Below are 22,742 nucleotides of genomic sequence, written 5' to 3' on the forward strand. Positions count from 1 at the left end.
TTAAGTACATTTTCATATTAAACACGTTTCCATCTGATAGTCATCAGGGCCAACCTGCTTCTTTTATGTTAAAGGATTGTTAATAAATTGTTATATATTTTATGTGAGGGATTTCTGTATTGGCCGTATTAAAAATATAAATAGTTAGGAATAATTGTTTATAATATTCCTAACATGATAAAAAATCATATCCAGTTTTTTACTGGTAGAAAGTCAATATATAAAGCAGCTTCCGCAGATCCTGGTTCAGGGTGATAGTCATATTCCCAACGTACTAATGGTGGCATGGACATTAAGATAGATTCTGTTCGTCCGCCACTTTGTAATCCAAATAGGGTTCCCCTGTCCCAAACTAGGTTAAATTCAACATAACGACCACGACGATATAATTGAAATTGTCGTTCATGTTCACTCCATAATATGTTCTTCCTTTTTTCCACAATAGGTAGATAAGCAGAAATAAAACCTTTACCTATATCCTGAGTAAAGTGAAAACAATGTTCAAAATCAGGCGTATTTAAATCATCAAAAAATAAGCCACCAATTCCACGAGCTTCATTACGATGTTTAATATAAAAATACTCATCACACCATTTTTTGTATTTTGGATAGATATCTTCTCCATATGGTTGACATATATTTTTGGCGGTAGTGTGCCAGTGAATAGCATCTTCCTCAAAACCATAATAAGGTGTTAAATCAAAACCTCCACCGAACCACCATACTGGCGCTTCACCTTCTTTTTCCGCAATAAAAAATCGGACGTTAGCATGGCTGGTTGGGATATAGGGATTTAAAGGATGAATAACCAGAGAGACACCCATGGCCTGATAATTACGGCCGGCCAATTCAGGACGATGGGCTGTTGCTGATGAGGGAAGCATGGTTCCTGATACATGGGAAAAATTAGCGCCGGCTTGTTCGAATATAGCGCCTTCTTTCATAATTCGGCTGCGACCACCACCGCCATCTTCCCGTTGCCAGCATTGCTCAATAAATTTCCCTTTGCCATCTGCCTGTTCCAGTTGCTGGCAAATTTCATTCTGTAATGAAAGGAAAAAAGATTTAATTTGATTGATGTTTGGTGTGTTCATGACTCTTTGCTCATTAATAATGTAGTGATTGCCATATTATACCTATTGGTGATAGAGAACACATTTTCGTATTGATTCCGGTGCTAAAGCGAAGATAATGTGAAATGGTTATTTCAATAAAAACAGGTTGGTTAGGAATGGAAATTCGGGTATTTCGACAAGATGATTTTGAAGCAGTGATCACCTTATGGGAACGCTGCGATTTACTTAATCCTGGTGTTGATCCTGAAATGGATATTGAGCGTAAGCTTACCCATGAACCTGACCTGTTTTTAGTCGCGGAAGTGGCGGGTGAAGTGGTTGGGACTGTTATGGGGGGTTATGACGGTCACTGTGGTTCGGCTTATTATTTGGGTGTTCACCCTGAATTCCGGGGACGGGGAATTGCGAATGCATTAATTTCCCGATTGGAAAAGAAGCTGATTGCTCGAGGCTGTCCAAAAATAATTTTTATTGTGCCTGAGGATAACGATGCCACTCTTTATATGTGCGAAAAGTTGGAATACGAAGATTGCTATCAAGAGAGCGTTATTTTCAGTAAGCGTCTGATTATCGATCAGGAATATTGAGTAGAGATGTGGCTGAATGAACTCCATTCAGCCACAAATCATTAATTCAATTTAGTGACTTTTTTCACATCAACTGTCACAGAACTCCACTCTTTATCGACTTCACCCTCAATGCGGACTTTATCCTGAGGTGTTATTGTTTGACCATTCCAGTATTTATAATCAATTTCGACTTCAATAACTCCTGTATTATCACGGAATATGAAGTGATCACCACGGATACGGGATTCGATATTTCCCTCCAGCACGACCCAACTGTCATCCCACATACTTTTAACTTGTGCAGTGGTCGAAATTCTTACATTGTTATCGATAAAACCACCTTGTGGTGCTGTCTGGGTTTGGGGTTGGGTAGAATTTGGACCAGAAAAACCACCAGATTGCATATGTGAGGTTTGAGCTGTTAATGGTGCACTGAATAAAGCAATCAGGGCGACGGTTGCAAATGTTTTTTTCATCATATTGACCTTATTATGGTGACTCATTTTTAGAAAAGCAGTATACCGGCAAGCGATATTTAATCAATGTGATATTCACTCATTGTTAATAATTTAAACTGTTCTTTGAAACTAACAATCGTGGTGTGATGTCTCAGTATTCATTTCTGTATTTAATCAAAAGGAGCCAGTTATGCAGGAGTTTTCTTTAGCTAACATCTTGTCAGGATTACGTTTTGCCACAATAGGTTGTTCGTTGTTACTGGTTGGTTGTGCGGGCTCATCTGGTTTTTCATGGTCGAGTTTGTCGCCTTTCAGCTGGTTTGGCGGCTCGTTAAAAATCTCAGCTCAAGGAGTTGGGGAAATAAATAGTCTGACAGCAATGAATAAGGACGCGATAGATAAAGGGTTAGATGGGAAGTACCACTTACGCAGCGGCATGGAAACGAAAAATGGTCAGTTGGTGACGGTATTTCAAGCGATGGAGGGTGATCAACTGAAAATAGAACTTTTTGGTCAGGCAGGTGGAAAAGTCAGCCGTATTGATGTGTTGGATAAAGATATTGAAACCGTCTGGGGGACAAAGATCGGTATACCATTCTCGGCGCTTTATAACCGGGCATTTGATGCTTGCCGAAATACGGTGAGTGAATCAGAAAAGAGGTCAATTATCTGCGTATCTCCGCAGAGCAAGAATGTCAGTTATCTGTTTACAGGCAACTGGAATGGTCCGGAAGGTTTGATGCCTTCTGATGATGCTTTGAAAAACTGGAAAGTGGAACGTATCGTTTGGAAGCGGTGAAAAGCCGTTTCTGAGTGAAAGTACAAACTGAGTCAGTTTAGTGAATTTGATGTGTTTTTTGCGGAGCCGTAGCAGGTCCGCATTTTTCAAGTAAAAGCCTTACTATTCCTGTTAGCTTATTGCGTTTCATACTTTCTAATTGCAATTTGGTATATTAAACAGTGATAGTTATCTACCCTGTTATAAATAAACTGGATACATTAGTCACCGGAGCGTTATTTGATGAAATAACGGAATAAGGTGAGAAATGAAAAAGTATTCAGTAAACAATAAAATACTAAACGGACTAGTAGCAGTAACTTTATTGGGCAGCAGTAATGCCTTTGCTGTAGAGTTGTTAAACAGCTCTTATGACGTTGCGCGTGAGCTATTTTCTACCCTTAATCCTGAATTTGAAAAACAGTGGAATGAGCAGCATCCACAGGACAAATTGATAATCAAACAATCCCACGCTGGCTCATCCAAACAAGCACTGGCCATTCTTCAGGGATTGCGGGCTGATGTAGTGACTTACAATCAGGTGACAGATGTGCAAATTTTGCATGATCGTGGTGATCTGATAGCCACTGATTGGCAGAGCCGTCTGCCAAATAGCAGTTCACCTTACTATTCCACAATGGCATTTCTGGTACGTAAAGGTAATCCCAAAAATATCCGTAACTGGCATGACTTAGTACGTAAAGATGTCAAATCAGTCTTCCCAAACCCTAAAACTTCCGGTAATGGCCGTTACACTTATCTGGCTGCGTGGGGAGCTATTCAACAGGAAAATGGCGGAGATCAGGGTAAAACCCGCGAATGGATAAAACGTTTCCTGAAAAATGTCGCCGTGTTTGATACCGGCGGTCGCGGTGCAACGACTTCATTTATTGAACGTGGTTTGGGTGATGTGCTGATAAGTTTCGAATCTGAAGTAAACAATATCCGTAAACAATATGGTAACGACAAATATGAAGTAATTGTCCCACCAATAAATATTCTGGCGGAATTCCCTGTTGCTTGGGTTGATAAGAATATTGTGAGAAACGGCACTGAGGAGGCGGCGAAAGCTTATCTGAATTATCTCTATAGCCCACAGGCACAGCAGATCATCACTGGCTTTAATTATCGCGTTAGCGATAAAAAAGTGATGGATCAGCAGAAAGCACGTTTCCCAGAGACTAAATTGTTCCGACTGGAAGATCAGTTTGGTGGTTGGTCACAAGTGATGAAAACCCACTTCAATACAGATGGCACACTGGATCAATTACTGGCGGAAGGGCATAAGTAATGTTTGCGGGATCCAGTAAGCGAGTATTGCCTGGTTTTGGGCTGAGTTTAGGTAGCAGCTTGTTCTATACCTGCTTGATTTTATTATTGCCCCTGAGCGCATTGGTTGTGCAGCTTTCCAGTATGACCTGGGAACAGTATTGGCGGGTTATTGCTAATCCTCAGGTAGTGGCGGCTTACAAAGTGACATTACTGGCGGCAGCGGTTGCCAGTTTGTTCAATGCGGTGTTTGGTATGCTGATGGCATGGGTCTTAACCCGCTATCGTTTCCCTGGCCGTAGCTTACTGGATGGCTTGATGGATCTCCCTTTTGCGTTGCCTACTGCGGTAGCCGGGTTGACACTGGCGACGCTGTTCTCTGCTACAGGTTGGTATGGTTCACTTCTTGGGCACTTTGATGTGAAAGTGGTGAATACCTGGCTGGGCATTGCGGTGGCAATGGCGTTTACCAGTCTGCCATTTGTGGTGAGAACTATTCAGCCGGTACTTGAAGAGTTGGGGCCGGAGTATGAAGAAGCGGCTCAGACATTAGGCGCTAGCCGTTGGCAAACTTTCTGGCGTGTAATCATGCCTGAATTATCCCCGGCTTTAATTGCTGGTGCTGCACTCTCTTTTACCCGCAGCCTGGGAGAATTTGGCGCCGTGATTTTTATTGCAGGTAACATCGCATGGCAGACAGAAGTGGTATCACTGATGATTTTCATTCGCTTGCAAGAGTTTGATTACCCAGCTGCCAGTGCCATTGCATCGGTCATATTAGCGGTATCCCTGATATTACTGTTTAGCATTAATACTCTGCAAAGCCGCTTTGGTAAGCGGATTGGAGGGCATTAATGGCTGAACTGTCTCAATTTTCTATTGCACAACGACCGCCTGTCAATTGGGGGAAATGGGGGCTTATCACAACAGGAGTCCTGTTTTCAGTCTTGTTGTTAGTGATCCCAATTGTATGGATATTTATGACCGCCTTTTCTAAAGGAATTGGGGTGGTTGCTCAGAATCTTTTAGATACTGACATGCTGCATGCTATCTGGTTAACGGTATTGATTGCGTTGATCACCGTTCCGGTAAACCTGATTTTTGGCGTGATGATTGCCTGGTTGGTGACACGTTTTCAGTTTCCGGGACGGCAATGTTTGCTGACGTTAATCGATATCCCGTTTGCTGTGTCGCCGGTAGTGGCGGGTTTGCTCTATCTGCTGTTTTATGGTTCGAATGGCTGGGCAGGAAGTTTGCTGGAACCTTATGACATTCAATTAATGTTTTCCTGGCCGGGCATGGTGTTGGTCACGGTGTTTGTGACTTGCCCGTTTGTTGTCCGGGAGTTGGTGCCGATGATGCTTAGTCAGGGAAGCCAGGAAGATGAAGCGGCAATATTGTTGGGGGCATCTGGTTGGAAAATGTTTTGGCGGGTGACATTACCCAATATCCGTTGGGCGTTATTATATGGTGTGGTTTTGACCAATGCCCGGGCAATTGGTGAATTTGGCGCTGTGTCGGTGGTATCCGGTGCGATTCGTGGTGAAACTTATACATTGCCGTTGCAGGTTGAATTATTGCATCAAGATTACAATACCGTAGGAGCATTTACTGCGGCCGCATTACTGGCGTTGATGGCAATGATCACATTGGTTGTTAAAAGTGCTTTGCAGTGGCGGTTAAGTCGCCAGCATAGTTAAGGTAGGAGCACAATATGAGTATTGAAGTTAATAATATCAGTAAATATTTTGGTCGGACTCAGGTTCTGAGCGATATCACTCTGAATATTTTTTCTGGAGAAATGGTCGCTTTGCTTGGCCCGTCAGGCTCCGGTAAAACAACCTTGTTAAGGATTATTGCTGGTCTGGAACAACAGACTGCGGGGAAGCTGAGCTTCCACGGTCAGGATGTGAGTCGTATGCATGCCAAAGATCGTCAGGTTGGATTTGTCTTTCAGCATTATGCATTATTCCGGCATATGACCGTATTCGATAACGTTGCTTTCGGATTGACCGTATTGCCACGGCGTAAGCGTCCTGATACGGCGGCTATCCGTCGTAAGGTTATGGAATTACTGGAAATGGTGCAATTGACTCATCTTGCTGAACGCTATCCGTCACAGCTTTCGGGTGGACAAAAACAGCGGGTAGCGCTGGCGAGGGCATTGGCTGTTGAACCACAAATTCTGTTACTGGATGAGCCATTTGGTGCACTGGATGCTCAGGTAAGGATGGAACTACGCCGTTGGTTACGCAGACTTCATGAAGAATTGAAATTTACTAGTGTCTTTGTGACTCATGATCAGGAAGAAGCGATGGAAGTGGCTGATCGGGTTGTTGTTATGAGCCAGGGGAGTATTGAACAGGTAGGCACGCCACAAGAGGTATGGCGTTATCCGGCCAGCCGTTTTGTGATGGAATTCCTTGGTGAGGTTAACCATCTTCGTGGTGAGATTAAAGGATCTCAGCTTTTGATTGGCGGGCAACATCTGCCTCTTAAGGTGACACCAATTCATCAGGGGAATGTTGATGTATTCCTGCGACCGTGGGAAGTCATGATTAATTCGCAACCTACACCATCGAGTCCACTGCCTGTACAGGTGACTGAGGTTAGTCCTCGTGGGCATTTCTGGCAGCTTTCCGTCCAGCCTCTGGGCTGGCATCAGGAGCCGGTTGCTATTGTTTGGTTCGATGAAACGTCAGTACCAGTAAGAGGCAGCTGTTATTTTATTGGTGGTACTGAAGCCCGTTTATATGCGGGTGATAAACAACTGCAAACCCTTTGCAAACCCTTAGTTTAGCTCAGACCGCCTGACAATGATTTAAAATTTTGGTTGGTACCATTTGCTCATCTTCTTACCGTCTGGAGATGGGCATTTTTTATTTAAAGTCTTGCGATATATTTCTGAATATGGTTATTTCGCTGTTCTATTAAATAAAAATAGGTAATAGCTGTGGCAAGCTTGGAACATTTTATAGGCAACACCCCGCTGGTAAAACTACAACGAATGACCGATAAGCTGGGTGTGGAAATATGGGTAAAACTTGAAGGTAATAATCCGGCTGGTTCAATAAAAGACAGGACAGCGCTGTCAATGATTCAGCAGGCTGAATTGCGGGGTGAAATTTTTCCGGGTGACGTATTGATTGAAGCCACCAGCGGAAATACAGGTATTGCATTGGCAATGATTGCAGCAGTAAAAGGTTATCACCTTAAATTACTAATGCCTGATAATATGAGCCTTGAACGTCAGGCTTCTATGCGCGCTTATGGTGCGGAGCTTATTTTGGTGAGTAGAAATGTGGGCATGGAAGGCGCGCGTGATTTAGCTCAGCAAATGGAGCGTAATGGTGAAGGTAAAGTTCTTGATCAATTCAATAACCCGGATAACCCCTTAGCTCACTTTACTACTACCGGGCCGGAAATTTGGCAGCAAACACGAGGACGCATTACGCATTTTGTTTCCAGTATGGGAACCACGGGGACAATTACTGGTGTTAGCCGCTATTTAAAAAGCCAGGATAACAGTGTTCAGGTTGTTGGTTTACAGCCAGCTGAGAACAGCCATATCCCAGGTATTCGACGTTGGTCGCCAGCTTATCTGCCCGGCATTTTTCGCAAGGAACTGGTGGATCAAGTGTTGGATATCAAGCAGGAAGAAGCTGAAGAGACTATGCGTTTGTTAGCTCACAAAGAGGGGATTTTTTGTGGGGTTAGTTCCGGTGGCGCTGTTGCCGGTGCATTAAGAGTTGCGGCACAGAATCCGGGTTCTGTCATTGTTGCAATTATCTGTGATCGGGGTGACAGATATCTTTCTACTGGAGTATTTAATTAATCTGATTATCAAATGCTTGCCAGTATCGTTAAGAGAGACTTGGTTATGTCGTGTTGGCAGATATCAAAAGCAGTCATTTAGATTGAGTAGAGCTAAGTAGCGGTAAGTTCTGCTCACACGATCCAGTTTCTGAATGTAAAGGTGATGTAAATCGAATACCGGAATAAAATAAAAAACAGCCGTTGTTGTCGGCTGTTTTTTAATACAAAAAGGTATTGTGGTAGTTAAAATATTGCTACTTTTTAATACGCATAATAGGCGTTTCACCAACAATGACAGAGCCATTCAGTTTGGACAATTCTTTAATTTCATCCATGTTGGAAATAACAACAGGCGTCAGTATTGATTTCGCTCTTTCTTCAAGGAATTGAAGATCAAACTCCAAAACTAAATCACCTTTCTGTACACGCTGACCTTCTTCAGCAATGCGCTTAAAGCCTTCTCCTTTAAGCTCAACCGTATCAATACCAAAGTGGACAAATAGCTCAATACCGCTGTCCGATTCGATAGAAAACGCATGGTTGGTTTCAAATATTTTACCGATCGTCCCATCAACTGGTGCAACTATCTTACTGCCGGTAGGTTTTATAGCGATACCATCGCCAACAATTTTTTCGGCGAAAACAACATCTGGAACATCTTCAATATTGACAATCTCACCAGATAAGGGTGCGATAATTTCAATAGTGCCGCTGTTTTTTTTATCATCTGAAACCAGGGATTTCAGTTTATCAAACAGACCCATGAATCTTCTCCTAATTGTTTATACTGGACCGCGTTTTAACCGATATTGTTAGCAAAGTGTTTTTTCTTTGATAAATGTATCAACCAACTCCATCACTCCCTGAGCGGTAGACTGAGAAAGGGCTTGCTCAGCCAGCGCTTTTGCATCTTCATAACGCGTATTACGAATGATTTTCTTGATGCCGGGAATAGAAATCGCACTCATACTAAACTCATCCAGCCCCATACCTAATAGCAACAGTGTAGCACGTTCATCACCTGCAAGCTCGCCACACATCCCCGTCCATTTACCTTCAGCGTGTGAAGCGTCAATGGTTTGCTTAATCAGGCTCAACACTGCTGGTAGCATCGGGTTATAAAGATGAGAAATCAATTCGTTACCACGGTCTACAGCAAGAGTATACTGAGTTAGATCGTTTGTCCCAATACTGAAAAAATCAACTTCTTTTGCCAGGTGACGAGCAATGACTGCTGAAGCTGGTGTTTCTATCATCACACCTACTTCAATTGCTTCATCGAATTTTTTACCTTCTTCACGAAGTTGTTCTTTCAGCAATTCAAGTTCTGCTTTCAGTTGTAGTACTTCCTCTACAGAAATAATCATTGGAAACATAATACGTAATTTACCGAAAGCAGATGCACGTAAAATAGCACGTAACTGAGAATGTAAGATCTCTTTTCGATCAAGGCAAATACGAATTGCACGCCAACCAAGGAATGGATTCTCTTCTTTCGGTAGATTCATATAGGGCAGATTTTTATCACCGCCGATATCCATAGTACGTATAATAACCGCTTGGCTACCCATTGCTTCGGCAACGGCTTTATAAGCTTGGAATTGCTCTTCCTCTGTTGGCAGTGTATCACGATCCATAAATAGAAATTCTGTACGGTATAAACCGATACCCTCGGCACCATTGCGTTCAGCACCAGTAACATCACGGACGGTACCGATGTTGGCACAGACTTCAACCTGGTGACCATCAAGAGTCATTGCAGGCAGATCTTTTAGTTTCGCAAGTTCAGCTTTTTCTGCCAGATATTCGTTTTTGGTTTTTTTTAGCTGTTCAATTTTTGTATCAGATGGATTGATATGAATATGGTTATTTACCGCGTCCAAGATCAGGTAATCACCGTTTTGGATTGCTGCTGTCGAATTGGTGGTACCGACTATCGCTGGAAGTTCAAGAGAACGGGCCATGATTGAGGTATGGGAAGTACGGCCGCCTAAATCAGTAATGAAACCAAGAACTTTGTCCAGATTGAGTTGCGCAGTTTCAGATGGGGTCAAATCGTTGGCGATCAGAATAACCTCTTCTGAAATTGAACCCAGATCGATAATGGACATACCCAGAATGTTTTTCAGCAAGCGTTTACCGATATCACGCACGTCTGTAGCACGCTCTTTCAGGTATTCATCATCCAATTCTTCGAGGGCTTGGGCCTGAGTCTCAATCACGGAATAAACTGCGGCATCCGCAGCTTTGAAATCGTTTTTAATTAACGAAATAATTTCTTGTTCAAGTTCTTCATCTTCCAACAGCATGATATGCCCTTCGAAGATTTCCGCTTTTTCTTCGCCGAGGTTTTTTGCCGCTATATTTTTGATTATTTCTAACTGAGATGAGGCTTTTTCACGACCTTGCTTGAAATGGGAAATTTCTTGTTCAACTTGTTCTTGACTGATTTTTTTTTGATTGATAATAATTGGGTCTTCTTTCAGTAATAATGCCTTACCGAAAGCGATGCCTGGTGATACTAATATGCCTGAAATCATGATGTTACCTAACTACTAATAAGTATTCTTTAAAGAGCCAGCCTACAGATGGTTTGCTGTTTTAGGGAATGCATTTAAACTGACATCCCCGGATAAGACTTTATCCAGGGATAAGAAACGGCTAAGTGAATATCAGTTTATTATTCACAGTCTCTGAATCTTGACTGGCGTTGTGGTCAACGGAAGGTTATTCCAGTTCTGCTATCAATTTAACCAGACGCTCAATCGCTTTTTGCTCATCTTCGCCTTCAGCAGAGATGGTCACAACAGTGCCTTGAGTTAGCCCTAAAGTTTGTAGCTTAAACAAGCTCTTCGCACTGGCCGTTTTGCCACCGGAAGTCAGTGTAATGTCGGAAGAGAAACTTTTTGCTTCTTTAACAAACTGTGCAGCGGGACGGGTGTGTAGGCCATTTGGCGCAGTAATAGTGACTTCTTGCTGGAACATGACGTTTCCTCAATAACTTAGATTTTTGCTATGTAAGTTAAAAAATTGTAATAAACAAATCTTAACTTGAGTATTCATTAATTGCCTATCCCAGTAGAGCGATTTTATGCCTAAAGTGCGAGCCCGGCAATATTTCGACAAAAGCGATAAATAGCTTTTGAGCGCCCTTTAGTTTTGCCCGAAAGAGGAGAGAAACAAATCACTCCTTACGTACTATACGTTACTATGCGTACGCTCCGGGCTATACGTGCTGCTCGTGTTCACCATTCTTTCACAAGAACGTCATTCACAAGAACGGCCCGTACCAATTGAGCCTACTGGGATAGGCTATAAGATTGATAATGTAATAAAATATTTTATCGATTATCAAAAAAATTATTCCTTCCGATGCTTCTGATTGATAGTTTGAAGTAAAGGTAGATTACAGGACTACTTAACTGAAACTACTACTTCTGTTAATTAATTTCGAGCATCGAAATAATTATTATTGGTTAAATACTAAACCCGTTGTAAGAAATCATCTGGTAAAGTGTAAAAGTTTGATCTACTACACAGAAAAAGCACCATTTAGGTGCTTTTTTATCAATAAAACTAGGTAACTTACTTAAATACTTTTATTCATCAGATAAGTCAGTAAACAATGCGCTGCTCAGATAGCGTTCACCTGATGAAGCCAGAATGACGACAATATTTTTATCTTTATACTCCGGTTCCTGAGAAAGTTTCACTGCGGCTGCAACGGCAGCGCCGGAGGAGATACCCGCTAAAATGCCTTCTTTCATCATGATTTCACGAGCGGTTTTAATTGCCTCGTCATTACTGATTTTGAATACGCGATCAACCAGTTGCAGATCAAGGTTATTTGGAATAAAACCAGCGCCAATGCCTTGAATCTTGTGTGGGCCGGGCTTCACTTCTTCACCGGCCAGAGTCTGGCTGATTACCGGTGAGTCTTCGGGCTCTACTGCAACCACAGTGATGTTTTTACCTTTGGTATTTTTCAGGTAACGGGCAACGCCTGTTAGTGTACCGCCAGTACCTACGCCGGTAACAAATGCGTCTACTTCACCATCGGTATCTTCCCAGATTTCCGGACCAGTGGTTTTTTCGTGGATTTCCGGGTTTGCCGGATTGCTGAACTGTTGCAGGATAATATAGCGATCGGGGTCACTGGCCTGAATTTCATTGGCTTTCTCAATGGCTCCTTTCATACCTTTAGCGCCTTCAGTTAGCACGAGATTTGCCCCCAGCGCTTTCAGTAGTTTGCGACGCTCAATACTCATCGTTTCTGGCATAGTCAGCGTTAATTTATAGCCACGGGATGCGGCAACGTAAGCAAGCGCAATCCCGGTATTACCACTGGTTGGCTCTACCAACTCTTTTCCTGGCTGTAGGATACCGCGTTTTTCAGCATCCCAAATCATGTTAGAACCAATGCGGCATTTTACACTAAAGCTTGGGTTACGAGACTCTACTTTTGCTAGAATACGTCCATTGCCAAAGTGTTTTAAGCGAATTAACGGGGTACGGCCAATTGTTAAAGAATTGTCTTCGTAAATTTTACTCATACTCGTCTTTCAACTCCCTTTAGTGATATCCGATCAACGATACGCCAACAATCAGGTTATGGAAATATAGTTTGAATATATTCTTATCGTCTTAAAGAATAACATTTTAATAAATTTATTTCATAATATGGAGGCTGTGTTGATCCCGATAGCGATCTACCCACATTGCAGTAGCAGCGCATACTGCGATCGGCATAATCACCAAATTGACAATAGGTATCATTGTCAAAATACTCACCAGTGCGCCAAATTGCAGATTATTCATTTTGTTTTGGCGAAGGGCGCTACGCATTGTTGGAAAACTGACTTTGTGGTTATCAAATGGATAATCACAATATTGAATCGATAACATCCAGGCACTGAAAATAAACCAGAGCACAGGTGCGACAGTTTGCCCGATAACAGGAATAAAATAGAGAAGCAGCAAAACCAAGGCGCGTGGAATATAGTAGAGTAATTTTACCAACTCCCGTTTCAGGATGCGTGGAACATCTTTCACCAGTTCCTTAACCCCGGTATCCGGCGCAGAGGTTCCCGTTAAATCAGCTTCCAGTTTTTCCGCCAGTAATCCATTGAACGGAGCTGCTATGAAGTTCGCTATTGTGCTGAATAAATAAGTAAAAATCAGCAAAACAGAAATCACCGCGAGTGGCCATAGAATGTAACTAAGCCATTGCATCCAATCCGGTACTTTGTTCAGTATTGAGGGGATCCAGTTTTCCAGTTGCTGGTAGAGCCACCAAAATGAACCACCGAGTAACAAAATATTTGCCAATAAAGGCAATAGAACAAATCTTTTAATACCTGGGCGAGTAATTAATCTGCAACCTTGCGCCAAATACTGAAAGCCGCTTAAATTTTTGGGTGATTTTGTTAAATTAAGCATACTTCCTATTCTCTCCTGTATGATTGAGACGCTATCATATAGGCAGGATTCTTGACTGACTAGTATTGTTCTGTATAAAAAAAAAGCAAAAAATGCTTATCAGGCATATTTATGATAAGAAAAGTGTGTATAAGCTTGCACTTGTGTTATTTGACAAATACAGTTAATACAGAAAATGTTCCGCCGTGGTGGCATATTAATTAAATAACAGAGATAGCAATGATGCAGGATTTGCGTCTGATATTAATCATTGTTGGTGCGATAGCAATAATAGCTTTGCTGTTACATGGGTTGTGGACCAGCCGTAAAGAGCGTTCTTCGCTTTTTCGTGATCGCCCAGTTAAACGTCATAAACATGATCGTCAGGAGAGTTCCGTCGATGACAGTGATGATGAAGCGTTTGACAATCAACAAAAGCCTTACGCCCATAAGCAGGTAAAACCTCATCAGGAATATAAAGCTGAACCGGTTATTGGGCGCCGTCAGCCAAAGTTAACTGAAATGGATATTGCTACGTCTGAAGAAAGCAATGATCCGTTGCTGGCTAGTCATCAGCCTGAGACTACAACCAGAAAAGCAGTAACAGAAATAGAAGAGCAGGAACCCCAGCTTGGCCTGTTTGAATCCGAAGAGCAGGATGAGCCGGAGAAAAATAGGCCTCAGACGGAAGAAAAGTCTCAGAATATGGCAAAAGAGGGGGATGGTGAGAAGGAAGTGCAGGCCAAAGCAGCAAAAGAAATCGTTTTGGTTCTTCATGTGGCAGCACACTTCGGTCAGGCATTGAATGGTGAGCTCTTGCTGCAAAGTATCCTGCAATCTGGCTTCCAATTTGGAGAAATGCAGATTTTCCACCGCCATCTGAATCCATCAGGCAGTGGCCCGGTGTTATTCAGTCTTGCTAATATGGTGAAGCCGGGTTCATTTAATCCTGAAATAATGGCTGATTTTACCACTCCAGGGGTTTCCATGTTTATGATGGTACCTGCTTACGGAGAAGCTAATCAGAATTTTAAGCTGATGTTGCAAGCGGCTCAACGCATTGCTTCTGATGTTGGGGGAGTGGTGCTTGATGATGAGCGCAAAATGCTGACGCCACAAAAAATCGAATTGTATAAAGCACGCATTCGCAGCACACTTGATGTTCAGGTATAATCAATTTATCGAATGTTCAAGCCTCCGCTAGTCGGGGGCTTTTTATCGCTGGTTATAAGTCATGAAATCAACTGCTCAAAAAATAGAAAATCTCAGAATAACACTGCGTCATCATGAATATCTGTATCATGTCATGGATAAGCCAGAGATCCCTGATGCAGAATATGATCGGTTAATGCAGGAATTAAAGGTTCTTGAGGAACAGTACCCGGAGCTGATTACATCTGATTCACCGACACAGCGGGTTGGTGCTGCCCCTCTGGCTGCTTTTGAACAAGTCCGCCATGAAATTCCCATGCTATCACTGGATAACGTATTCGATGAAGAGAGTTATTTAGCGTTTGATAAGCGGGTGCGTGACCGCCTGAAAGATGATCAGGATTTAGTGGTGTGCTGTGAGCTGAAACTGGATGGTCTGGCTGTTAGTCTGTTGTATGAAGATGGTGAACTGGTACAGGCGGCGACCCGTGGTGATGGTACAACAGGGGAAAACATTACATCAAATGTACGGACTATCTACGCAATTCCACTGCGCCTGACCGGAGAGAATATTCCAACCCGTGTTGAAATTCGTGGTGAAGTTTTTATACCCCAAAAAGGGTTTGAGAAGCTGAATGAGGAAGCGCGCCGCACCGGCGCAAAAGTATTTGCTAATCCACGTAATGCCGCGGCTGGCTCTCTGCGTCAGCTCGATCCCCGTATTACCGCTAAGCGGCCATTGGCTTTCTTCTGTTATGGTGTTGGTGTATTGGAAGGAGGGGAATTGCCGGCTAGTCACTACGAGCGGTTGATACAGTTTAAGAAATGGGGATTGCCGGTCAGCGACAAAATTAAGGTTTGTACTGATAGTCAACAGGTTATTGATTTTTACCACGATATTGAAAACCAGCGTTCAACATTGGGGTTTGATATTGATGGTGTTGTCATCAAAGTGAATTCGCTGGAATTACAGAAAACGTTAGGCTTTGTCGCCCGTGCGCCACGCTGGGCAACAGCATTCAAATTTCCTGCTCAGGAGCAGATGACGATTGTCCGCGATGTTGAATTTCAGGTCGGTCGTACTGGTGCTATCACACCGGTAGCACGCCTGGAGCCGGTGCAGGTCTCTGGTGTAACGGTGAGTAATGCGACATTGCACAATGCGGATGAGATTGAACGTTTAGGTCTGCGTATTGGCGATACTGTTGTTATCCGTCGTGCTGGTGATGTTATTCCAAAGGTCGCGGGTGTTGTGGAGGACAGAAGGCCACAGGACAGTGATAAAGTTGTTTTCCCTAAACATTGTCCGGTATGTGGGGCGGATGTTGAGCGGATTGAAGGGGAGGCTGTTGCGCGCTGTACTGGTGGTTTAGTCTGTGGAGCCCAGCGTAAAGAAGCACTGAAACACTTTGTTTCCCGGCGAGCGATGGATGTTGACGGTATGGGAGAAAAGATTATCGATCAACTGGTGGATAAAGAGTATGTCGAAACCCCGGCGGATCTTTTCAGACTTACTGCGGGTAAATTGACCGGGCTTGATCGTATGGGGCCGAAATCCGCGCAAAATGTGGTAGATGCGTTGGAAAAAGCGAAAAAAACCACATTTGCTCGTTTTCTCTATGCGCTGGGTATCCGTGAAGTTGGAGAAACGACTGCCGCTAATTTGGCCGCTCACTTTGGCTGCCTGGATAAATTACGTGCCGCTGATGAAGAAGCTCTGAAAGAGGTCCAGGATGTTGGTGAAGTAGTGGCAAAACACGTGGTTAACTTCTTCAATGAACCTCATAATCAAAAAGTTATCGATGACCTGATTGAGAATACCGGTATCAATTGGGAACACGTTGTCGTCACAAAGGCTGAGAAGGTTGACAGCTTATTCGCAGGTAAAACAATTGTGCTTACTGGCTCATTGCATCAGTTATCCAGAGATGAAGCCAAAGATAAACTTGTTGCACTTGGGGCAAAAGTGACTGGCAGCGTTTCTAAGAAAACAGATTTGGTGATTGCTGGTGAAGCAGCCGGTTCGAAATTGGCTAAAGCTAATGAGTTGAATATTCCAGTTATTGATGAAGAAGAAATGATCCGTTTATTGGGTGAATAACTTTTTATTTGTATTCTGTTTACTGATTATTGAGAGGTTACTCTCAATAATCAGTGATATTTGATAATGTGTTTTCGAATCTGATCTTATACGATTTAGCTGAAAATGTGATTAATCTCACCAAATAAAAATTTAGAGTAAGAATTATTTCAATTTAATGTGATATCCATCCCATTTAATCGCCTTTTATTACATAGAATGCATTTTATAAACTAGCTTTCTGTTGTGTTTGGAGTGTGATATGTCTCAAATCCTGCATTTCCTTTTGGCCCTGATTATCATTGGCGGCCTTGCTATTCTGGCGAGCAGTAACCGTAAAGGTATTCGTCCTCGTTATATTATTCAGTTGCTTGTTATTGAACTTGTCCTGGCGTGGTTTTTCCTGAATTCAGGTGTTGGTCAGGAATTTGTCATGGGATTTGCCGGTTTATTTGAGCATTTACTGAAATTTGCGGGTGAAGGGACGGAATTCATTTTTGGCGGCATGATGGGCGCGAAACTGGCATTCTTTTTTCTGAATGTATTGTGTCCGATTATCTTTATTTCCGCACTGATTGGTATTTTGCAGCATATCAAAGTATTGCCAATCGTTATCCGGGTTATTGGTACTCTGTTGTCTAAGGTCAACGGTATGGGGAAATTGGAATCATTCAATGCAGTAAGTTCTCTGATACTGGGTCAGTCTGAAAACTTTATCGCTTATAAAGATGTGCTGGGAAAAATGTCTGAGCGCCGAATGTACACGATGGCCGCAACTGCAATGTCAACAGTTTCCATGTCAATCGTCGGTGCTTACATGACCATTTTGGCGCCTAAATATGTTGTGGCGGCATTGGTGCTTAATATGTTCAGTACTTTTATCATCCTGTCACTGATTAATCCGTATTCTGTTGATAGCGAAGAAGATATTCAGATGAGCAATCTTCACGAAGGCCAAAGTTTCTTCGAAATGTTGGGTGAATATATTCTGGCTGGTTTTAAAGTCGCACTGATTGTTGCCGCCATGTTGATTGGTTTCATTGCCCTGATTGCGGCTATTAACGCGCTGTTTAGCATGATTTTTGACATGAGTTTCCAGGAAATGCTGGGCTATGTGTTCTATCCATTTGCTTGGGTAATTGGAATTCCTGCTGATGAAGCGTTGCGGGTTGGTAGCATCATGGCAACCAAATTGGTTTCTAACGAATTTGTTGCGATGCATAGTTTGCAATCAATTGCGACAGAACTTTCGCCTCGTTCACAGGGTATTTTGTCGGTATTCTTGGTTTCTTTTGCTAATTTCTCTTCAATTGGGATTGTTGCCGGTGCGATTAAGGGGTTGAATGAAAACCAGGGTAACGTCGTTTCCCGTTTTGGTTTGAAGCTACTGTTTGGTTCAACTCTTGTCAGCTTCTTGTCTGCGGCTATTGCAGGTTTGGTGTTGTAGAAAGATAAAGTGTTAGAGTGGAATATTGCATCATGGATGATGCAGCTCTTTTCTTTCCTATACCCCGTAAACTGGAGTTATCTTTTTTAATTGATATAAATGCAAGTTATGGAAAAAGAAAATCTGATAGAAATTGCTAATACTGTTATGCCATTCGGTAAATACAAAGGGCGTATGCTGATTGATTTACCAGAAGAGTATTTATTGTGGTTCGCTCGTAAAGGGGAGTTTCCACAAGGTAAATTGGGCATGCTGATGGAGATGACTTTAGCAATAAAAATAGAAGGATTGGATTCATTGGTAAAACCATTGAAGAAGAATTAGCAGGGATGAAAGTTTTTTTATACAAAATGGTGGTTATTTCGATGCATAGACAAAAGGCCCTGAAAGCATGGCTTTCAGGGCCTGATAATTTTGGTGGAGCTAAGCGGGATCGAACCGCTGACCTCTTGCATGCCATGCAAGCGCTCTCCCAGCTGAGCTATAGCCCCACGAATGTTGCCTTTCCTAATTTTAGCGCCAAACACTTTATTCTGGTAATAAGTATTTGGTGGAGCTAAGCGGGATCGAACCGCTGACCTCTTGCATGCCATGCAAGCGCTCTCCCAGCTGAGCTATAGCCCCAATCAAAATTAATGGAACGGGGCGCATAATATGAAACCTTGCAAATACTGTCAACGGCTAACTTATCATTCTCAGAGCAAGCGTTGAAAAAGTCATCACTTTTGTGGTGGATCGACAAAATAAAGGCTGAACAACGGGTTGAAATGAGATAGAAAGCGTTTGGGGGCGTTACAACGTGGTATTAATTAAATGAGATTTTTTGAAAATAGAGGGCACCACACTAAATCGGTGATGCCTTTGTAGCATTAATTACTGCAATTACTGCTGAGTTTCACGCTGAGTAATAAATTCCAGAGCCTGATTAATACGGGCCAGAGTACGGCTTTGCCCGATAGCATGAATAGTCACATCCACGCCTGGAGATTGGCCCGCTCCAGTAGCAGCAACACGCAGTGGCATACCGACTTTACCCATACCAACTTCCAACTCATCAGCTGTAGATTGAATGGCATGATGAACATTTTCAGGTGTCCAGTCAGTAATTGAAGCCAATTTTGCACGAACAACTTCAAGAGGTTGACGGGCAACTGGACGTAAATGTTTCTTCGCTGCATCTGCATCAAACTCAGCAAAATCCTCATAGAAGTAGCGGCAGGACTCTGCCATTTCTTTTAGCGTCTTGCAGCGTTCACCCAACAATTTAATCAGATCAGCCAATTGTGGGCCATTACGGGTATCAATACCTTGTTGCTCAATGTGCCATGCCAGATGAACGGCAACTTTCTCTGGGGGTAGGGCATTAATATAGTGATGGTTCAGCCATTGTAGTTTTTCTGTATTGAATGCACTGGCGGATTTATTGATAGCATCTAGGCTGAAGAATTCAGTCATCTCTTCAATACTGAAAATTTCCTGATCACCGTGTGACCAACCCAGACGAACCAGATAATTCAGCAGTGCTTCTGGCAGATAACCATCATCACGGTATTGCATAACACTCACTGCACCGTGACGCTTAGACAGTTTTTTACCATCATCGCCCAAGATCATTGAAACGTGTGCATATTCTGGAACTGGGGCGCCCAGTGCTTTCAGAATATTAATTTGACGTGGTGTATTATTGATATGGTCTTCACCGCGAATGACATGAGTGATTTCCATATCCCAGTCATCAATGACAACACAGAAGTTATAGGTTGGAGAGCCATCGGTACGGCGGATAATCAGATCATCAAGTTCCTGATTACTGAATTCAATTGGGCCACGGATACTATCATTAAAAATAACAGAACCTTCTTGTGGGTTGCGGAAACGGACAACATGGGGTTGATCCGGATTATGCTGACATTGATTATCACGGCAACGGCCGTCATAACGAGGCTTATCGCCATCTGCCATCTGAGTTTCGCGTAATTCTTCCAGGCGTTCTTTAGAACAATAGCAATGATAAGCAGTCCCTTGTTCCAGCATTTGATCAATAGCCTGGTTATAGCGATCGAAACGTTTAGTCTGATAATAAGGACCTTCATCCCAATTCAGATTTAACCAGTTCATACCGTCCATAATGGCATCAATGGCTTCCTGAGTTGAGCGTTCAAGGTCAGTATCTTCGATACGCAATACAAATTCGCCTTTGTTATGGCGGCTATATAACCAGGAATAAAGTGCGGTACGTGCACCGCCAACATGGAGATAGCCAGTTGGGCTTGGTGCGAAACGGGTTTTAATTTTACTCATTTTGGGGATTGCCTTAATTACGTTTCACTTTTCAATGAACGTTATTGGTGATTTAAAGTAATAAAAGTGGGGGGGTATTTTATCACTGGACTTTAATTCCTCAATGCTGTTAGCGGGATGTTGTTGAGAAAAGTCAGCATATCTGCTTAAACCGCACCCTAAGTGATGATAATTATCTCACCTTTGTTTAATTTTGAGACGAACGATATTTTTCCCTAGAAAAAGCGTTGACTCATCCTGAACTATCCCTATAATGCGACTCCATCACGACGGGGCGATTAGCTCAGTTGGTAGAGCATCTCCCTTACAAGGAGGGGGTCATCAGTTCGAATCTGGTATCGCCCACCACTCGTTGTGACAAAAATGAATTTATGATTGGGCGATTAGCTCAGTTGGTAGAGCATCTCCCTTACAAGGAGGGGGTCATCAGTTCGAATCTGGTATCGCCCACCAATCATAAATTCGGTGGTTTAAGGCAGTAATAGTCATTATGAAGTGGGCGATTAGCTCAGTTGGTAGAGCATCTCCCTTACAAGGAGGGGGTCATCAGTTCGAATCTGGTATCGCCCACCACTTCATTAGATTGTTTCAGCAGTATCAAACCTTTTTGGTATGGGTCGTTAGCTCAGTCGGTAGAGCAGTTGACTTTTAATCAATTGGTCGCAGGTTCGAATCCTGCACGACCCACCATTCCAAAAGACGTAGTTAGAGTAGTTCCTCTATAGATGGGTCGTTAGCTCAGTCGGTAGAGCAGTTGACTTTTAATCAATTGGTCGCAGGTTCGAATCCTGCACGACCCACCATCTTAGATCTTCACTTGAAAAAAAACTCCCTCAGATATTCGTTAGTTCAGTTAGTTTTTAATCAATTAGTTTCAGGTTTTAGCCTGGCAAATCATCTTTAATATGTGATATTCCGATTGTGCAAACTATTCGTACCTAAACGACCTATACCAATAATGTCAGATGAGATAAGCTTTACATAATTGTTGTACTGGCTAATTATTAGGATATAAAAATGAATCTCTACGGACTCGTGGCTGATATCGGTGGTACGAACGCCAGATTAGCACTTTGTAATTTGCAAGATGGGGCTATTGACCAGATTAAAACATATAGTGCAAAACAATACTCTGGGTTGGAATCTATTATCAGCCACTATTTGGCGGAGCAAAAAGTAATAATAACTTATGCTTGTATCGCTATTGCCTGCCCGATAAATGGTGATTGGGTGGAAATGACTAACCACCAATGGGCATTTTCTATTAGTGAGCTGAAACAGGCGCTTGGGCTAGAAAAGTTAGATGTTATTAATGACTTCACTGCCGTATCTATGGCTATCCCTATGCTGACAGAGGAACATAAAGTTCAATTGGGAGGGGGAGCTGCGGTTGAAGATAAACCAATTGCTGTTTATGGGGCTGGAACTGGCCTTGGTGTGGCTCATTTAATAAAAGCGGGTAAGCAATGGATTAGCTTACCTGGTGAAGGCGGTCATGTAGATTTTGCGGCAAATAGTGAAGAACAAGATGCAATATTAGCTGTTTTACGTCGCAAATTGGGGCATGTTTCGGTAGAAAGAATCTTGTCCGGTAGTGGATTAGTGAATCTCTATCAGGCCATTGCAATTTTGGATCAGAGCCAGCCGGAAGATTTAGAACCCGAAATAGTGACACAGCGGGCATTAGATGAAAGTTGCCAATATTGCCATCGTGCCCTAGCATTATTTTGTGAGATTATGGGGCGATTTGGCGGAAATTTAGCTTTAAATATGGGAACTTTTGGTGGTGTATATATCGCTGGCGGCATAGTGCCGCGATTTCTTGATTTCTTTAAGCAATCGGATTTTCTTTATGGATTTGAAGATAAAGGGCGCTTTAAAGCATTAGTCCAACAGATTCCTGTTTATCTGATTACTCATCCGCAACCTGGATTATTAGGCTCAGGGACTTATCTACGGCAACAATTTTCACTGATTGATTAAGTTATAAAGGCAGATATATACATATTGAAAATAATGATTGTATATATCTGATTAAGAACCCTGAAAATATAATTTATTAATTATCTGAAATGGAATTATATCGTTAATTCTAATGAAAACATATTAATTCATTGTAATGTTATAGATATCTGTTTCAAATAAATAATTACATGTAACCATTTAAATCCAATGTATCATATTGAAAAATATAATAAATTAATATTTTTTTATATTTTTATTAATTATATGGCTAATTAAATAATTCATTTGGTGTTTTCCCACCTCGTGTTTTTCGAGGGCGATTATTTAATCGGTTTACCACAAAATTTATTTCCTGATCAGAGATTTCATTAAAATTGGTTCCCTTTGGAAAGTATTGTCTGATTAACCCATTG

Annotated in this window: 20 protein-coding genes, 7 tRNA genes and 1 pseudogene; 17 read left to right on the forward strand and 11 right to left on the reverse strand. The window is 42.3% G+C overall.

All coding sequences use genetic code 11. From position 1 onward, the window contains the following. Positions 1 to 185: 185 nt before the first annotated feature. Positions 186 to 1,094: an oxygen-dependent coproporphyrinogen oxidase gene (hemF, locus tag ABR397_RS13465; RefSeq protein WP_350306188.1), complete on the reverse strand. Its 909-nt coding sequence runs from the start codon at positions 1,092 to 1,094 to the stop codon at positions 186 to 188. A 137-nt stretch (positions 1,095 to 1,231) separates the two neighbouring features. Here hemF and ABR397_RS13470 point away from each other — a divergent pair, with 137 nt between their 5' ends. Next, positions 1,232 to 1,663 carry a GNAT family acetyltransferase gene (locus ABR397_RS13470; protein WP_350306206.1) on the forward strand — a complete coding sequence of 144 codons (432 nt, stop codon included), beginning with the start codon at positions 1,232 to 1,234 and terminating at the stop codon, positions 1,661 to 1,663. Positions 1,664 to 1,704: 41 nt separating this feature from the next. On the opposite strand, the gene ABR397_RS13475 is transcribed toward ABR397_RS13470, so the two are convergent. After that, complete coding sequence (locus tag ABR397_RS13475) at positions 1,705 to 2,121, reverse strand: YgiW/YdeI family stress tolerance OB fold protein (protein WP_350306189.1); 417 nt, start codon at positions 2,119 to 2,121, stop codon at positions 1,705 to 1,707. 172 nt (positions 2,122 to 2,293) lie between these two features. Here ABR397_RS13475 and ABR397_RS13480 point away from each other — a divergent pair, with 172 nt between their 5' ends. The 6 genes from ABR397_RS13480 to cysM all read left to right on the forward strand — a co-directional run bounded on the left by ABR397_RS13480 (position 2,294) and on the right by cysM (position 7,985). Beyond that, complete coding sequence (locus tag ABR397_RS13480) at positions 2,294 to 2,902, forward strand: RpoE-regulated lipoprotein (protein WP_350306190.1); 609 nt, start codon at positions 2,294 to 2,296, stop codon at positions 2,900 to 2,902. Positions 2,903 to 3,149: 247 nt separating this feature from the next. Continuing rightward, positions 3,150 to 4,172 (forward strand): sulfate ABC transporter substrate-binding protein, encoded by a 1,023-nt coding sequence (locus tag ABR397_RS13485; protein ID WP_350306191.1) that lies wholly within the window; start codon positions 3,150 to 3,152, stop codon positions 4,170 to 4,172. Then, positions 4,172 to 5,005, forward strand: a complete 834-nt coding sequence (cysT, locus tag ABR397_RS13490) for a sulfate/thiosulfate ABC transporter permease CysT (protein ID WP_350306192.1) — start codon at positions 4,172 to 4,174, stop codon at positions 5,003 to 5,005. Before ABR397_RS13485 ends, cysT begins: the two co-directional genes overlap by 1 nt. Further along, positions 5,005 to 5,850 carry a sulfate/thiosulfate ABC transporter permease CysW gene (gene cysW, locus ABR397_RS13495; RefSeq protein ID WP_350306193.1) on the forward strand — a complete coding sequence of 282 codons (846 nt, stop codon included), beginning with the start codon at positions 5,005 to 5,007 and terminating at the stop codon, positions 5,848 to 5,850. Before cysT ends, cysW begins: the two co-directional genes overlap by 1 nt. Positions 5,851 to 5,864: 14 nt before the next feature. Beyond that, positions 5,865 to 6,950, forward strand: coding sequence for a sulfate/thiosulfate ABC transporter ATP-binding protein CysA (gene cysA, locus ABR397_RS13500; RefSeq protein WP_350306194.1), 1,086 nt, complete (start codon positions 5,865 to 5,867; stop codon positions 6,948 to 6,950). A 153-nt stretch (positions 6,951 to 7,103) separates the two neighbouring features. Then, positions 7,104 to 7,985: a cysteine synthase CysM gene (cysM, locus tag ABR397_RS13505; RefSeq protein ID WP_350306195.1), complete on the forward strand. Its 882-nt coding sequence runs from the start codon at positions 7,104 to 7,106 to the stop codon at positions 7,983 to 7,985. 235 nt (positions 7,986 to 8,220) lie between these two features. Here the strand turns inward: cysM and crr are convergent, their stop codons facing one another. The 5 genes from crr to cysZ all read right to left on the reverse strand — a co-directional run bounded on the left by crr (position 8,221) and on the right by cysZ (position 13,405). Continuing rightward, the gene (gene crr, locus ABR397_RS13510) at positions 8,221 to 8,730 is read right to left on the reverse strand and encodes a PTS glucose transporter subunit IIA (protein WP_350306196.1); all 510 of its coding nucleotides are present in this window, start codon (positions 8,728 to 8,730) and stop codon (positions 8,221 to 8,223) included. A gap of 48 nt (positions 8,731 to 8,778) precedes the next feature. Beyond that, positions 8,779 to 10,506, reverse strand: a complete 1,728-nt coding sequence (gene ptsI, locus ABR397_RS13515; RefSeq protein ID WP_350306197.1) for a phosphoenolpyruvate-protein phosphotransferase PtsI — start codon at positions 10,504 to 10,506, stop codon at positions 8,779 to 8,781. A gap of 187 nt (positions 10,507 to 10,693) precedes the next feature. Beyond that, a complete protein-coding gene (gene ptsH, locus ABR397_RS13520; protein ID WP_350306198.1) occupies positions 10,694 to 10,951 on the reverse strand; it encodes a phosphocarrier protein Hpr in 258 nt (85 codons plus the stop codon). A gap of 614 nt (positions 10,952 to 11,565) precedes the next feature. After that, positions 11,566 to 12,519 (reverse strand): cysteine synthase A, encoded by a 954-nt coding sequence (gene cysK, locus ABR397_RS13525; RefSeq protein ID WP_350306199.1) that lies wholly within the window; start codon positions 12,517 to 12,519, stop codon positions 11,566 to 11,568. Positions 12,520 to 12,634: 115 nt separating this feature from the next. Next, complete coding sequence (gene cysZ, locus ABR397_RS13530; protein ID WP_350306200.1) at positions 12,635 to 13,405, reverse strand: sulfate transporter CysZ; 771 nt, start codon at positions 13,403 to 13,405, stop codon at positions 12,635 to 12,637. A gap of 219 nt (positions 13,406 to 13,624) precedes the next feature. Between cysZ and zipA the strand changes: the two genes are divergently transcribed. The 4 genes from zipA (at position 13,625) to ABR397_RS13550 (ending at position 18,387) form a co-directional block, all read left to right on the forward strand. After that, on the forward strand, positions 13,625 to 14,557 hold the full coding sequence (gene zipA, locus ABR397_RS13535; RefSeq protein WP_350306201.1) for a cell division protein ZipA: 933 nt from the start codon (positions 13,625 to 13,627) through the stop codon (positions 14,555 to 14,557). A 61-nt stretch (positions 14,558 to 14,618) separates the two neighbouring features. Beyond that, positions 14,619 to 16,637 (forward strand): NAD-dependent DNA ligase LigA, encoded by a 2,019-nt coding sequence (gene ligA, locus ABR397_RS13540; RefSeq protein WP_350306202.1) that lies wholly within the window; start codon positions 14,619 to 14,621, stop codon positions 16,635 to 16,637. A 241-nt stretch (positions 16,638 to 16,878) separates the two neighbouring features. Next, the gene (locus ABR397_RS13545; protein ID WP_350306203.1) at positions 16,879 to 18,063 is read left to right on the forward strand and encodes a NupC/NupG family nucleoside CNT transporter; all 1,185 of its coding nucleotides are present in this window, start codon (positions 16,879 to 16,881) and stop codon (positions 18,061 to 18,063) included. A gap of 108 nt (positions 18,064 to 18,171) precedes the next feature. Further along, on the forward strand, positions 18,172 to 18,387 hold the full coding sequence (locus tag ABR397_RS13550) for a DUF3820 family protein (protein WP_021323870.1): 216 nt from the start codon (positions 18,172 to 18,174) through the stop codon (positions 18,385 to 18,387). Between the two features lie 91 nt (positions 18,388 to 18,478). On the opposite strand, the gene ABR397_RS13555 is transcribed toward ABR397_RS13550, so the two are convergent. The 3 genes from ABR397_RS13555 to gltX all read right to left on the reverse strand — a co-directional run bounded on the left by ABR397_RS13555 (position 18,479) and on the right by gltX (position 20,364). After that, positions 18,479 to 18,554, reverse strand: a tRNA-Ala gene (locus ABR397_RS13555). Between the two features lie 57 nt (positions 18,555 to 18,611). Continuing rightward, positions 18,612 to 18,687 (reverse strand) — tRNA-Ala (locus ABR397_RS13560). A gap of 258 nt (positions 18,688 to 18,945) precedes the next feature. Beyond that, positions 18,946 to 20,364 carry a glutamate--tRNA ligase gene (gene gltX / locus ABR397_RS13565; RefSeq protein ID WP_350306204.1) on the reverse strand — a complete coding sequence of 473 codons (1,419 nt, stop codon included), beginning with the start codon at positions 20,362 to 20,364 and terminating at the stop codon, positions 18,946 to 18,948. Between the two features lie 272 nt (positions 20,365 to 20,636). Between gltX and ABR397_RS13570 the strand changes: the two genes are divergently transcribed. From ABR397_RS13570 to glk, 6 genes are all read left to right on the forward strand, one after another. Then, positions 20,637 to 20,712, forward strand: a tRNA-Val gene (locus ABR397_RS13570). A 29-nt stretch (positions 20,713 to 20,741) separates the two neighbouring features. Beyond that, a tRNA-Val gene (locus tag ABR397_RS13575) sits at positions 20,742 to 20,817 on the forward strand. Positions 20,818 to 20,861: 44 nt separating this feature from the next. Then, positions 20,862 to 20,937, forward strand: a tRNA-Val gene (locus tag ABR397_RS13580). Positions 20,938 to 20,978: 41 nt separating this feature from the next. Next, positions 20,979 to 21,054: transfer RNA gene (locus tag ABR397_RS13585), tRNA-Lys, on the forward strand. Positions 21,055 to 21,091: 37 nt separating this feature from the next. Further along, positions 21,092 to 21,167: transfer RNA gene (locus ABR397_RS13590), tRNA-Lys, on the forward strand. Positions 21,168 to 21,381: 214 nt separating this feature from the next. After that, positions 21,382 to 22,347: a glucokinase gene (gene glk, locus ABR397_RS13595; RefSeq protein ID WP_350306205.1), complete on the forward strand. Its 966-nt coding sequence runs from the start codon at positions 21,382 to 21,384 to the stop codon at positions 22,345 to 22,347. 250 nt (positions 22,348 to 22,597) lie between these two features. On the opposite strand, the pseudogene ABR397_RS13600 reads toward glk, so the two are convergent. After that, positions 22,598 to 22,742, reverse strand: a pseudogene (locus ABR397_RS13600) (IS30 family transposase); the annotation flags it as partial.

Origin of the sequence: Photorhabdus viridis, from assembly GCF_040256935.1 — a bacterium.
Taxonomy (GTDB): Bacteria; Pseudomonadota; Gammaproteobacteria; order Enterobacterales; family Enterobacteriaceae; genus Photorhabdus; species Photorhabdus viridis.